Annotated in this window: 11 protein-coding genes; 1 reads left to right on the top strand and 10 read right to left on the bottom strand. The window is 41.6% G+C overall.

The features are described 5' to 3' along the window. Positions 1-155: 155 nt before the first annotated feature. Both relA and rlmD read right to left on the bottom strand, forming a co-directional pair. Positions 156-2,393, bottom strand: a complete 2,238-nt coding sequence (gene relA / locus VXS03_RS18195; RefSeq protein ID WP_327765285.1) for a GTP diphosphokinase — start codon at positions 2,391-2,393, stop codon at positions 156-158. Positions 2,394-2,441: 48 nt separating this feature from the next. Further along, positions 2,442-3,782 (bottom strand): 23S rRNA (uracil(1939)-C(5))-methyltransferase RlmD, encoded by a 1,341-nt coding sequence (gene rlmD / locus VXS03_RS18190; RefSeq protein WP_327765284.1) that lies wholly within the window; start codon positions 3,780-3,782, stop codon positions 2,442-2,444. Between the two features lie 120 nt (positions 3,783-3,902). Here rlmD and barA point away from each other — a divergent pair, with 120 nt between their 5' ends. Next, positions 3,903-6,689 (top strand): two-component sensor histidine kinase BarA, encoded by a 2,787-nt coding sequence (barA, locus tag VXS03_RS18185; RefSeq protein ID WP_327765283.1) that lies wholly within the window; start codon positions 3,903-3,905, stop codon positions 6,687-6,689. A 122-nt stretch (positions 6,690-6,811) separates the two neighbouring features. On the opposite strand, the gene acpS is transcribed toward barA, so the two are convergent. From acpS to VXS03_RS18145, 8 genes are all read right to left on the bottom strand, one after another. Beyond that, a complete protein-coding gene (acpS, locus tag VXS03_RS18180) occupies positions 6,812-7,192 on the bottom strand; it encodes a holo-ACP synthase (RefSeq protein ID WP_327765282.1) in 381 nt (126 codons plus the stop codon). Then, positions 7,192-7,923: a pyridoxine 5'-phosphate synthase gene (gene pdxJ, locus VXS03_RS18175; protein ID WP_327765281.1), complete on the bottom strand. Its 732-nt coding sequence runs from the start codon at positions 7,921-7,923 to the stop codon at positions 7,192-7,194. The genes acpS and pdxJ overlap by 1 nt, the downstream gene beginning before the upstream one ends. After that, positions 7,920-8,630 carry a DNA repair protein RecO gene (recO, locus tag VXS03_RS18170; protein WP_327765280.1) on the bottom strand — a complete coding sequence of 237 codons (711 nt, stop codon included), beginning with the start codon at positions 8,628-8,630 and terminating at the stop codon, positions 7,920-7,922. Before recO ends, pdxJ begins: the two co-directional genes overlap by 4 nt. Positions 8,631-8,638: 8 nt before the next feature. After that, on the bottom strand, positions 8,639-9,544 hold the full coding sequence (era, locus tag VXS03_RS18165; RefSeq protein WP_080158218.1) for a GTPase Era: 906 nt from the start codon (positions 9,542-9,544) through the stop codon (positions 8,639-8,641). Next, entirely contained in the window at positions 9,541-10,215 is a 675-nt protein-coding gene (rnc, locus tag VXS03_RS18160) for a ribonuclease III (protein ID WP_080158219.1), read from the bottom strand. The genes era and rnc overlap by 4 nt, the downstream gene beginning before the upstream one ends. Before the next feature lie 10 nt (positions 10,216-10,225). Beyond that, positions 10,226-11,125 carry a signal peptidase I gene (gene lepB / locus VXS03_RS18155; RefSeq protein ID WP_080158220.1) on the bottom strand — a complete coding sequence of 300 codons (900 nt, stop codon included), beginning with the start codon at positions 11,123-11,125 and terminating at the stop codon, positions 10,226-10,228. A 146-nt stretch (positions 11,126-11,271) separates the two neighbouring features. Further along, the gene (gene lepA, locus VXS03_RS18150) at positions 11,272-13,068 is read right to left on the bottom strand and encodes a translation elongation factor 4 (protein ID WP_107276738.1); all 1,797 of its coding nucleotides are present in this window, start codon (positions 13,066-13,068) and stop codon (positions 11,272-11,274) included. A 77-nt stretch (positions 13,069-13,145) separates the two neighbouring features. Continuing rightward, complete coding sequence (locus VXS03_RS18145; protein ID WP_327765279.1) at positions 13,146-13,643, bottom strand: SoxR reducing system RseC family protein; 498 nt, start codon at positions 13,641-13,643, stop codon at positions 13,146-13,148. Between the last annotated feature and the right edge of the window lies 1 nt (position 13,644).

The following is a 13,644-nucleotide window of genomic DNA, read 5'->3' as shown; positions in this document are numbered from 1 at the left end:
TATAATAATATCTATATTTATCGAATTATAAAATATCAACCCACAATTATATAAAAACAATATCTATTTAAACGCACTATAATGCCCCTAACCTTTATTTAAATATAAAAATGGGCAGCTAATGCTACCCATTTTTTTATATCTATATTATACAGTTAACCATATAAACGTTTAGCTTGTGCAACATCTTTTACTTGTTCAATTCGATTTAATACTCGCCCTAAAACATCTAAGTCTGTTAATTCAAGTTCAAAGTCCATAATCGACATTTGTTTTTTATAATCAACCCTGCTCTTCATGCCTGCAACTTTAACTTTTTCATTCATTAAGGTATTGGTCAACTCTTTAAGCAAACCGTTACGCTCAGAAGCCGTCACGCGCACAGTAATAGTATAATTACCAATAAAACCACCGCCCCACACCGTATCAATAATACGCTCTGGTGCATGGTGACGTAATTCTTCTAACTGCTCACAGTCATGACGATGAACAGAAATACCTCGTCCTTGCGTCACAAAACCTTGAATATCATCACCAGGGATTGGCTGACAACAACGCGCTAAGTGAGTCATTAAATTATCAACGCCTTCAACGACGACAGAATCACGGCGAGGCTTCTTGGTTGTATGTGACGCTTTTTCACTTGCTTCAGACAGCTTATCAAGCAGTTGTTGATCTTCTTCTTCCGCTGTAGGTTTGTTAATTAGTGCATTTATATGATTGATAATTTGATTAATCCGCAGATCACCACTACCAATACCTGCATACAATTCTTCAGGCGAATTAACATTAAAGCGTTTGCTGGCGTAAGAGTGTGCATCTTTTAGCGTTGCATGAATCTTACTCAGCTCTGCTTCAAGAATTTCTTTACCTGCAATAATATTTTTGTCTCGATCTTGCTTACGAAACCAAGCATGAACCTTGGCTCGCGCACGACTAGAGGTCACAAAACCTTGATTTGGATTTAGCCAATCACGAGAAGGGTTAGGTTCTTTTTGCGTGATAATTTCAACCTGATCCCCCATCTGTAAATGGTAAGTAAATGGAACAATACGCCCTTCTACTTTAGCTCCAATACAACGGTGCCCCACTTCAGAGTGAATATGATATGCAAAATCTAACGGCGTTGCATTTGATGGTAAATCAACCACGTCCCCTTTTGGAGTAAAGGCATAAACACGATCATCAAACACTTGGCTTCGAAGTTCATCAAGCATTTCGCCAGAATCTGACATCTCTTCTTGCCACACCAGTAACTTACGCAACCAATTTATTTTTTCATCATAAGCAGATTGAGCACCACCCGAGGCGGCAGGGCCTTCCTTGTACTTCCAGTGCGCGGCAACCCCTAACTCAGATTCTTCATGCATTTGTTTAGTACGAATCTGAATCTCTATCGTTTTGCCTTCAGGCCCCAATACAACCGTATGAATCGATTGATAACCGTTAGGTTTGGGGTTCGCGACATAATCATCAAATTCTTTAGGTAAATGGCGGTATTTGGTGTGCACAACCCCTAACGCGGCATAGCAATCTTGCAGCTCTTCAGCAACAATTCGTACTGCCCGCACATCAAAAAGCTCATCAAACTCCAAGCTTTTCTTCTGCATTTTACGCCAAATGCTGTAGATATGCTTAGGTCGACCTTGCACTTCTGCACGAATATTTGAAGCTCGCATTGCGTCAGATAAATCATCAACAAAATGCATGATGTAGCCTTCACGATCAATGCGGCGCTCTGAAAGCTGTTTGGCAATTTGCTTATAGACTTCGGGATGTTGATAACGGAAAGCGTAGTCTTCAATTTCCCATTTTAATTGCCCAATACCCAGTCTGTTTGCTAATGGCGCATAAATATTGGCACACTCTTGTGCCGCGACACGACGCACCGCATCAGGTTCATTTTTCACTTCGCGAAGATTACAAATACGCTCAGCTAACTTGATAACAACACAACGGAAATCATCAACCATTGATAACAACATTCGACGAATGCTATCAACTTGTGCTGATTGAGCCGCTTCTTCCGCTGTCGATTTAAGCTGGCTAATGGCACACATTTGTTCAACACCTTCAACCAAATGCAGAATAGTGCCGTTGTAATCTTCTTTTACTTGCTCATGGCTATAACAACCCGCTTCAACTAATGGATATAGCATTGCCGATATTAACGTATCGGCGTCCATGCTTAACGTTACCAGAATCTCAACCATTTCGCGGCCGCGCCATAACAGCAACGGACCATTATCGTGATCGATAACCAGTTCCTGACAACGTAGATAAGTTCCTTCTAAACGTCCAAACGTTTTTGCATCCAAACGTAAACTTTCGACCCATGAGGCTAGCTCAAATATCGTGTTTTCTTTTAGATGTGCTCCACGTACTGCGACCATGTCTCTGTCCTGTTTTCTATTTAATGGCAATAGCAGTAATTACTATAACTATTTTTTCTGCTTTTTTTGAGCCTTTACAAACAATGCCATAGATTCTAAATGCCCAGTGTGTGGGAACATATCCAACATACCAAGGCGCTCTAATTGATAACCTTTTTGCAATAACACTTGGCTATCACGAGCCAATGTTGCGGGATTACATGATACATAAACCACTTTATTCGGTGCTAGCTTAACCACATGATCCATCACTCCAGCAGCACCTGCACGCGCAGGATCGAGTAAAATTTTATCAAATTGCTCTTGTGCCCACACCAATTTAGTCACATCTTGTTCTAAATTCGCTTGATAGAAAGTGGCATTATATTGTGCATTAGCTTGAGCATTGTCTGTCGCGCGTAAAACCATGTCATCAATACCTTCAACCCCAACCACCGCTTTCGCTGATTTAGCTAATGGCAGGCTAAAGTTACCAAGACCACAGAATAAATCTAACACTCTATCCTGAGGCTGAACATCAAGCCATTTAATCGCTTGTGCTACCATTTTAATATTCACATCACGATTGACTTGAATAAAATCTTTAGGTGAAAACGTCAGTTTAAGATCATCAATTTCATAGTAAGGTTGTTCACCATGAGATTGAATAAGTTGATCGGTTTCTGGCGCTAAAAACAACATCACATTGTGTTGGATAGCAAATGCATCAATAAGTGCACTATCGTCAGCATTAAAAGGCGCAAGATGGCGAATTAATACCACGCAGCCATTATCTGCATGGGTCAATTCAATATGACCAACAAAACGACGGCCTTTTAAATTTTGCAATAACGCGCGTAATGACGGTAATAAATCATTCAGCGGCTGAGCTAATACTGGACACAGATTAACATTAACAATGTCATTACTTTGCTTTTTACGGAAACCAAATTGTAACTGACCGTTATTTTCAACACGTACCGCAAAACGAGCACAACGGCGATAATGCAGTGGCTCACTGATAATCGGTGGTTGTTGAATACAATCAGCCTGGTCAATAACAGCAAACTTTTCCATCAACTCACTCAGCGCTTGTTGTTTAGCCGCCACTTGGCCTTGATGCGATAAATGCTGCAAATTACAACCGCCACACTGGTCATAGATCGCACAATGGGGTTTAATACGGGCATTACTGTCTGAAAGACGCTTAATCACTTTAGCACGAGCATAATTTTTTTTATCTTCCGTTAACTGTACTACCGCCGTTTCAGTGGGAAGTAAGCCATCAACAAAGACAGATTTTCCCTGTAGATGACCAATACCAGCACCAAGGTGATCTAAGCGGCTAATCGTGATTTCTTTATGTTTGGTGTCAGTTGTACGTTTTTGAGGCTTAAAAAAGCGTGCCATAGTGTTTTGCTCACCGTTCAGACATTGAGTATTTGTTGCATAGCCCTAGTTTATTTAAACTAGGAATATAGATGGGTGCTAATTCTCCCACAGAATCGCTTGCTTGTAATTAAGAGAACCATGACCAAATATGGACTTCGTGCCAGGGTCTTTACCCTGACATTAGCACCAACACTGATAATCGGCCTGTTATTGAGCGCTTTTTTTACTATGAGCCGCTATCAAGACCTTGAACATCAATTGATTTCAACAGGCACCAGTATCATTGAGCCGTTGGCTATTTCAGCTGAATATGGCATGACCGAAAAAAATCGGGAGGCTATTCGACGCCTGATCGGTTACACCCATCGTAAACATTCCGACATTATTCGAAGCATTGCTGTTTTTACGGATCACAATAAAATTTTTGCGACCTCTAACTTTCACCGTAATTTTGCTTCTTTTATGTATCCAGACGATAAACCTATTCCACGTTTACTTGATACTCAGCTCAACGATAATACCCTTATTTTACGTACCCCTATTTTAACTGAAGGCCAATTTGGTTCAAATACGAGTGCTAGCTCATTAGGGAAACCATTGGGTTATATTGCCATTGAACTTGACCTCAGCTCATTGCGGTTACAACAATATCAAGAAGTGTTTACCGCTCTAATGGTATTACTGCTTGGACTCAGCCTATCGTCTTTGTTTGCTTATCGGTTAATGCAAGATGTGACTCGTCCCATTTCCCATATGATCAGTGTCGTTGATAGAATTCGACGCGGACACCTTGATGTTCGAATCGAAGGTCAGCTCCTTGGTGAACTTGATACCCTTAAAAACGGTATCAATGCGATGGCAATTTCACTGTCTGAATATCATATTGAAATGCAGCAAAGTATTGATCAGGCCACTTCCGATTTACGTGAAACTCTTGAGCAACTTGAAATTCAAAACGTTGAGTTAGACATTGCCAAAAAACGAGCTCAAGAGGCGGCACGGGTTAAGTCTGAATTCTTAGCCAACATGTCACACGAATTACGAACGCCACTGAATGGTGTTATCGGTTTTACGCGTCAAATGCTAAAAACCAAACTCAATACCAACCAACAAGATTATCTACTAACAATTGAAAATTCAGCCAACAACCTGCTCACTATCATCAATGATATTTTAGACTTCTCAAAACTAGAAGCAGGTAAATTATTATTAGAAAATATACCGTTTGATTTCACTGATGCACTTGATGATGTGATGCGTCTACTTGCGCCAAGTGCCCATGAAAAGGGCTTAGAATTAACCCTCAAAATCGACACTCGCATACCACCAAGCTTAATTGGTGATCCACTGCGTATACAGCAAGTGGTCACTAACTTAATCGGCAATGCGGTTAAGTTTACTGAGACGGGCAACATTGATGTGTCGGTTGAGCTTAAGTCTGAGCATGATAATAATATCGAACTGCAATTTATGGTGCGTGATACTGGTATTGGTATTTCAGAGCGCCAACAAGCACAACTTTTCCAAGCCTTTAGCCAAGCCGATGCGAGTATCTCTCGTCGTTATGGCGGCACTGGTTTAGGGCTAGTGATCACCCAAAAGCTGGTCAGCCAAATGGGTGGCCAAGTCAGCCTTACTAGTCGCCTTCACCAAGGTTCGACATTCTGGTTTAGCATTCGCATGCACAAAACAGATTTACCTGTATCACAACTTATTGATACAACCTCATTAGTGGGCAAAAAACTACTACTTATTGAACCCAATATGCAAGCGGCCTCGGTGGTACAGCAACGGTTAATCAATGCAGGGGTTCATGTAACTTATCGCTCAACCATGCCGGAAGATATTGAACACCATGATTTTGCTTTACTGTGTTTATCGCCGAGTGAGCAACCACCAACAGCAGTACTGTTTAATCACGTATTTAAAGCCGAACAAGTTGCCGATAAGGTACTGGTTTGTTTACCAACAACTGAACTTGCATTATCAGAAAAACTGGCGAATACCGGGGTTGAAACTTGTCTTGGTAAGCCGATTGCCTCACGTAAATTATTTGAAGCATTATGTGATAACAGCGATGACCATAATGAGCCTGAACTGCCAGCATTAACCACAACGCCAGAGCCGATTCAAGCATTAACAGTAATGGCAGTGGATGATAACCCTGCCAACTTAAAGTTAATTTCAGCCCTATTAGGTGAGCGTGTTGAGACCGTGATCACCGCAACAGGGGGCAAAAAAGCCGTCGAATACGCCCATCAAAAAACATTTGATCTGATCTTTATGGATATTCAAATGCCCGAAATGGATGGTGTGACTGCTTGCCAAGAAATACACAAAACCGATCTTAACCATAATACACCCATCATTGCTGTAACAGCTCATGCCATGGCGGGTGAGCGAGAGCGCCTAATCAGCGCAGGAATGGATGATTACCTTACAAAGCCCATTGAAGAGCATATTTTGCAGCAAATTTTGGCCAAGTGGATCACTCCAAGCGATCATCAAGGCGTGGTATCTATTTCATCATCACATGCAACGATTGATATTATTCAAACGCAACAAGAAACACCACAAACCATTGATAATAGCATTAATTTCGATTGGTCACTGGCACTTAAACAAGCTGCAGGTAAAGAGGATTTAGCCCGTGATATGTTGCAAATGCTATTGGATTATATGCCAGAGGTGGAATTATTAGTCAATGAAGCATTGGATGGTAAACAAGTTGAATTGTGGACATCAATCCATAAGCTTCACGGTAGTTGTGCTTATAGTGGTGTACCGCGCTTGAAATACCTCTGCCATACCATTGAGACCGAACTAAAAGCGAACGCTACAATCACTGATATTGAACCAGAGCTATTAGAGCTTATCGATGAAATGGATAATGTGGTTAAAGCCTCAAAGCAATACCGACATTAATACTAGCACCATTACATAACTGATTATTTTTAATCGCATTATTTTGCCATAAACAAGATGGCAACAAAAAAGCGCTAGTTGATAAGGCTAGCGCTTTTTATCATCCTATCATCACAATAAGATTAACTTTCAATGATCACCGTTGCTACCGCATAGCGACGCTCATCGGCAATAGTTAGGTGCACATGTAGCCCCCCCATTGCCGTCAGTAATAATAGAGCTTGACCAGAAAAAGCAACTAAAGGTTTACCACGCTCATCATTGGTTACGGTAAAATCTTGAAAAGACACGCCACACGCAATGCCCGTTCCTAATGCCTTAGAAGCCGCTTCTTTAACTGCAAACCGTTTTGCTACAAACCGAGCGCGTAACTTTAATCGATAGTATTGTTCAAGTTCAGAGGCTGATAACACCCGTTCAGCAAAACCATCACCAGCACGAGTGAGTACTTTTTCAATCCGTTCAATTTCAACGATATCAGTCCCTAAACCTAAAATAGCCATTAGCCACGCGCTTCCTGCATCAATGAACGCATATCTGTGACCGCTTTTTCAAGACCATCAAACATTGCACGTCCCATAATAGAATGACCAATATTAAGTTCATACAGTTCAGGTAACGCAGCGATAGCTTTAACGTTATGGTAAGTTAAACCGTGCCCGGCATTAACTTTAATTCCCAAACCAGCCGCATAAGTTGCTGCTTCAGCAATTTTAGCTAACTCTGCAGCTTGAATCTCTTCAGTGGTTGCATCTGCATAATGGCCGGTATGCAATTCAATGAATGGCGCACCTGTCGCTAACGCTGCATCGATCTGGCGTTTATCAGCATCAATAAACAGTGATACTTTAATCCCTGCTGCGGCTAATGCTGTGGTTGCTGCAGTAATTTTTTCACATTGTCCCGCAACATCTAAGCCACCTTCGGTCGTCAATTCCGCACGTTTTTCAGGCACTAGACAGACATATTCAGGTTGAGTCTCTAAAGCAATCGCCACCATTTCATCAGTGACCGCCATTTCTAGATTCATTCGCGTTTGTAATGTTTCGCGTAAGATGCGCACATCACGATCATTGATATGGCGACGATCTTCACGTAAATGCACCGTAATACCATCTGCACCTGCACGTTCTGCTACTTCTGCAGCATGAACAGGATCAGGGTATCGTGTGCCACGGGCATTACGTAATGTTGCGATATGATCAATATTGACACCCAGTAGAATGTTACTCATTTTCCGATGCTCCTTGCTCGAGGAATAAATAATTCCCGACTTTTTAGTGGTTTTGAACCAAGATACGGCTTTAAGGCTATGCGTGTAAAGCGTTTCGCAGCTCGAAGTTGTTCAGGGGTTTCAAAACACCTTGCAGCAATGGCTTTCAATTCATTACCACGAAAAGTTAATTGGCTGATTTTTATTGAGGCAATAAATCCTAATTGTTCGCGGTAGTTATAGGTCATATGATCGTCGACCGCTAACCCACTGCCAGCACAATGCAAAAAATCGATACCGTAACCAAGATGATGTAATAAGGCGAGTTCAAAACGACGCAATGCGGGCTCTGGATTATCCGCTTGTGCAAGCTCACGCAACACATTCAAATAATCGAGAAACAACACCGGATAAGGGGTATGGTTTTCTAATACTCGCGTTAACACTTCATTAACGTACATCGCGGAATATAAAATATAGCTGCGCAGTGGCAAGCCGATACTGATGGGTTCAGCATGGGTAAGGACAGGCATACTCCCTTTACCACTCCATTTTATAAACAATGGCGTGAAAGGTTGTAATGTACCTTTTAGATTAGAGCGCTTACGACGCGCGCCTTTAGCAAGCAGGGTAAGACGGCCATAATCCTCGCTAAACACATCGAGGATCAGGCTCGTCTCACTATAATGACGATAATGAAGGACAAAACAACGCTGTAAGCCCTCCATTACTATCCTTATAGATCGTCAATGTAACCTAAGCTGCGCAATGCACGTTCGTCATCTGCCCAACCTGATTTCACTTTAACCCAAAGTTCTAGATACACTTTGCGTTCAAATAGATCTTCCATATCTAAACGGGCTTCGCGGCCAATAACTTTGATCTTATCGCCGCCTTTACCGATCACCATTTTCTTCTGGCCTTTACGCTCAACCAGAATCAACCCATTGATATCAAAACCATTTGTTTCAGGGTTGAAATCAAAACGTTCAATTTCAACGGTAACTGAATATGGTAATTCTTCACCTGTAAAGCGCATTAGTTTTTCACGAATAATTTCTGACGCCATAAAGCGCTGTGAACGATCCGTTACATACTCTTCAGGGAAGTAGTATTCACATTCAGGTAAATGGTCATGAACAATTTTTTCAATTGCCGCAATGTTGGTGCCTTTCTTTGCCGACATTGGAATAACATCAACAAACGGCATTTTTTTCGCTAACTCCTGCAAATGCGGGAATAACTCATGCTTTTCTTTAATATTATCGACTTTGTTGATCAACAATACTGTTGGCAGCTCACTTTTCATAAGCTTATTCAGTACCATCTCATCATCAGCCGTCCACGTCGTGCCATCAACAAGGAATAGTACTAATTCAACGTCGGTTAATGAACTGCTAGCAGCACGGTTCATTAAACGGTTAATCACACGTTTTTCTTCAATGTGCAAACCTGGAGTATCAATATAAACAGCTTGATACCCATCACGAGTGTCAACACCCATAATACGGTGACGTGTCGTTTGAGGTTTACGTGAAGTGATAGACAGTTTTTGTCCCACTAAACGGTTAAGCAAGGTTGATTTTCCGACGTTCGGTCGACCAACGATGGCAATAAAGCCACAATGTTGTTTATCTGTCATGATTCCAACTGATTAAGTGCAATTTCTGCTGCTGCCTGCTCTGCCTTGCGCCGACTGCCGCCTTTACCGATTACAGGCTCATCCAAACCTGTGACATCACACTGTACAGTGAACTCTTGGTTATGAGCTTCACCTTGTACCTTAGTTACAGTATATGCAGGTAATGGTAAACGGCGACCTTGTAAGCATTCTTGCAGGCGTGTTTTTGGATCTTTTTGGTTGATGCCTGGTTCAATTGTATCAAGACGTGATTTATACCAAGCCAATACGACTTGACGCACTGTCTCAACATCACTATCTAGATAAACCGCGCCAATGATTGCTTCAACACAGTCAGCCAAAATAGAATCACGACGGAAACCGCCACTTTTCAGTTCGCCTGGGCCCAATAGTAAGTAATCGCCTAGTTCGAACTCACGTCCTAACTCTGCCAAGGTCTTACCACGAACTAGTGTTGCGCGCATTCGGCTCATATCACCTTCATCCACATTAGGAAAACGGTGATATAAGTCATCAGCAACAACAAAACTTAAAATAGAATCGCCTAGAAACTCTAGGCGCTCGTTGTGGGTGCCATTAGCACTGCGATGTGTCAGTGCTAATGTCATCAACTCACAATTATTAAACTGGTAGCCCAGCTTGCGCTGGAGCCTATTCGCTGGAGTTGTCATTTTCTCTCGATTATTTAATGCTACCGATACGATTAAAACGTACGCCGGTAGGGATCCAAGATGGAAGTAAACTATCAGGCTTGCGATCAAAATCAAAGCTCATCCAAATAGCTACCGCCTTGCCGACTAAGTTCGCTTCTGGTACAAAACCCCAGTAACGACTATCAGCACTATTGTCACGGTTGTCACCCATAACAAAATATTCACCTTTTGGTACAATCCACTCACCGATCCCTGGGCGAGGTACGTAAGCCATACGGTTATCACGTCGCGATGGATTGATCAAAATATGATGATTTACATCACCAAGGTGTTCGTTATATTCAATCAGACGTGTCATACCTTGGGTAAATTCACTGTCTTTCATGTTCGTTAATTTCACAGGCTTACAAACAGAAGTGCCTTGTGGCTGAATGCATAGTTTTTTGTCAACACTGTAACGAATTAAATCACCTGGTAAACCAACAACACGTTTAATGTAATCAATCTTTGGATTAGGTGGGTAACGGAATACAATCACATCACCACGTTTAGGCTCACCAGTATTTAAAAATTTATGATCAAAAACAGGATCACGTAACCCGTAAGCAAATTTTTGAACCAGAATGAAATCACCCACATACAAGGTTGGTAACATTGACTTTGATGGAATCTGGAACGGTTCATAAATAAATGAACGGAAGATCATGATCAATGCAATAACAGGAAACATTGAGCTTGCAGACTCAACCCAACTAGGCTGAGGTGCAACACGTGCAATTACTTCAGCATCAACTTGACTACCGGCTTTTTCAGCTGCGGCTGCAATTTTTAATTGTCGCTTCGGTGCCCATAGAAATTTATCTAGCGCCCAAATAATACCGGTAAAGATCGTCGCTAAGACCAGTATTATTGAAAATGTATTTGCCATGTTATCCCTTAGGTTTAACGCAATTAACCACAACCATTTGTTTATTGTGACTAATTTAAAACTTCTAAGTAAAAGAAAGTGCTATTTAACAGGTTAAATAAGCACTTTCTAATTACATCTAGACTGTTATAAACAAAGAACGGTTACTACTTATCTTTGCCCACATGAAGAATCGCTAAGAAAGCTTCTTGTGGTAATTCAACATTACCAATTTGCTTCATGCGCTTCTTACCGTCTTTCTGTTTCTGTAGTAGCTTCTTCTTACGGCTAATATCGCCACCATAACATTTTGCGATTACGTTTTTACGCAATTGCTTCACAGTTGAACGTGCAATGATATGGGCACCAATCGCTGCTTGAATAGCAATATCAAACATTTGACGAGGGATAAATTCTTTCATTTTCTCAACAACATCACGACCACGGGTCTGTGAGTTTTCTTTATGAGTAATGATAGCTAACGCATCAACACGCTCGCCGTTTAACAAAATATCGACTCGAACCATGTCTGATTCTTGGTAACGCTGGAAATTGTAATCTAACGACGCATAACCACGCGAGGTTGATTTCAAACGGTCAAAGAAATCCAGTACTACTTCTGACATCGGAATGTCATAAGTTAAGGCCACTTGATTACCGTGATAAACCATATCAACTTGCGTACCACGCTTTTCAATACATAGTGTAATAACATTACCTAGGTATTCGCTTGGTACCAGAATATTACAGCGAGCAATAGGCTCACCCATAATTTCAATGTCATTGACAGCAGGTAATTTTGACGGGCTATCAACATACAACATAGTACCGTCAGTTTTCTTCACTTCATATACTACTGTTGGTGCAGTAGTAATCAAGTTCAGATCATATTCACGCTCCAGACGCTCTTGAATAATCTCCATGTGGAGCATACCCAAGAAACCACAACGGAAACCAAAACCAAGTGCTGTCGAACTTTCTGGTTCATAAAACAATGACGCATCATTTAGGCTTAATTTACCTAACGCATCGCGGAAGTTCTCGTAGTCATCAGATGATACAGGGAACAAACCTGCGTATACCTGTGGTTTTACTTTCTTAAAGCCAGGTAATGCTGTCTCACAACCGCCTTTAGCTAGCGTTAATGTATCACCAACGGGTGCGCCTAGAATGTCTTTAATACCACAAACAACCCAGCCAACTTCGCCAGTATTTAGTTCAGTAGTATCAATTTGTTTTGGTGTAAAGATACCAAGACGATCAACACCCCAGATTTGACCTGTGGTCATCACTTTAATTTTGTCGTTTTTCTTTAGCTTACCGTTTTTAACACGCACTAAAGACACTACGCCTAAGTAATTATCAAACCATGAGTCAATAATTAGTGCTTGTAATGGCGCATCCGGATCACCTTCTGGTGCTGGAATTGCTTCAACGATTTTTTCTAAAACTTCGTCAACACCGACACCTGTTTTTGCTGAACAACGCACAGCATCAAGCGCATCAATACCCACAATGTCTTCAATTTCTTCGGCTACACGCTCAGGATCGGCGGCAGGAAGGTCGATTTTATTTAAAATCGGCACCACTTCCAAGTCCATTTCCATTGCAGTATAACAGTTTGCTAAAGTCTGAGCTTCTACGCCCTGGCCCGCATCAACCACCAGCAATGCACCTTCACAGGCTGCAAGTGAACGCGATACTTCATACGAGAAGTCAACGTGTCCAGGGGTGTCGATAAAGTTTAATTGATAAGTTTCACCATCTTTAGCCGTATAATCGAGCGTCACGCTCTGGGCTTTGATAGTGATACCGCGTTCGCGTTCAAGATCCATTGAATCTAAAACCTGTGCAGCCATTTCTCGATCAGAAAGGCCGCCACAGACTTGAATTAGACGGTCGGATAAAGTCGACTTACCATGGTCGATATGTGCGATAATCGAAAAGTTACGAATGTGCTTCATGAATGGCGTGACTAGCTCGTGATTAAAAATGAATGGGATCTTAAGATCAAGTTGACGGATTCTACCGAATTTAAACGCTACTCGCTATCTTTCGATGCGGCATTTATCAGCTTATCTGCTGAAATGGGTAATCCAAGCACTCGAATAAGGCTTGGTTTGTAGGCTGAATCCCCATCGAATTTCTTGGCATAATACCGTGCAATCATTAATCCTACCGTAGTAGCAACAGCAGCCGACACAATAACACCGAGTTGGTTACTGGCCGCTAAATCAATAAAAATGTACTGTCCAATTAAACTACCGCCCACTAAAAATAGCAGCGGTAGCATATAAACTAATAGTGCTGAACTCAACATACTACGCTCAGATAAGCCGATTTCAACGACTTGTCCGAGGGTTATTTTTTCATTGGTTGCAATATTTATCTGATGAGAACGCCCAGGCATCGCTTTTGTCACAATACCTGTGCCGCAACTGTCACTCGATGCGCAATGACCACAACTGGTTTGTTGTTGGCAACTCACGGTTATCTGACCGCTATCAACAGCGACAACAGTCGCTAATGTTCTCATCATG

The sequence above is a fragment of the Photobacterium sp. S4TG1 genome (assembly GCF_036040035.1).
GTDB lineage: Bacteria > Pseudomonadota > Gammaproteobacteria > Enterobacterales > Vibrionaceae > Photobacterium.
The sequence above is the reverse complement of the archived record's forward strand: the minus strand, read 5'-3'. Positions and strand labels throughout refer to the sequence as shown.

Bases quoted from the DNA above. Each gene is read 5' to 3' on its own strand.
- relA (WP_327765285.1), bottom strand. From the start codon at position 2,393: ATGGTCGCAGTACGTGGAGCACATCTAAAAGAAAACACGATATTTGAG.
- rlmD (WP_327765284.1), bottom strand. From the start codon at position 3,782: ATGGCACGCTTTTTTAAGCCTCAAAAACGTACAACTGACACCAAACAT.
- barA (WP_327765283.1), top strand. From the start codon at position 3,903: ATGACCAAATATGGACTTCGTGCCAGGGTCTTTACCCTGACATTAGCA.
- acpS (WP_327765282.1), bottom strand. From the start codon at position 7,192: ATGGCTATTTTAGGTTTAGGGACTGATATCGTTGAAATTGAACGGATT.
- pdxJ (WP_327765281.1), bottom strand. From the start codon at position 7,923: ATGAGTAACATTCTACTGGGTGTCAATATTGATCATATCGCAACATTA.
- recO (WP_327765280.1), bottom strand. From the start codon at position 8,630: ATGGAGGGCTTACAGCGTTGTTTTGTCCTTCATTATCGTCATTATAGT.
- era (WP_080158218.1), bottom strand. From the start codon at position 9,544: ATGACAGATAAACAACATTGTGGCTTTATTGCCATCGTTGGTCGACCG.
- rnc (WP_080158219.1), bottom strand. From the start codon at position 10,215: ATGACAACTCCAGCGAATAGGCTCCAGCGCAAGCTGGGCTACCAGTTT.
- lepB (WP_080158220.1), bottom strand. From the start codon at position 11,125: ATGGCAAATACATTTTCAATAATACTGGTCTTAGCGACGATCTTTACC.
- lepA (WP_107276738.1), bottom strand. From the start codon at position 13,068: ATGAAGCACATTCGTAACTTTTCGATTATCGCACATATCGACCATGGT.
- VXS03_RS18145 (WP_327765279.1), bottom strand. From the start codon at position 13,643: ATGATGAGAACATTAGCGACTGTTGTCGCTGTTGATAGCGGTCAGATA.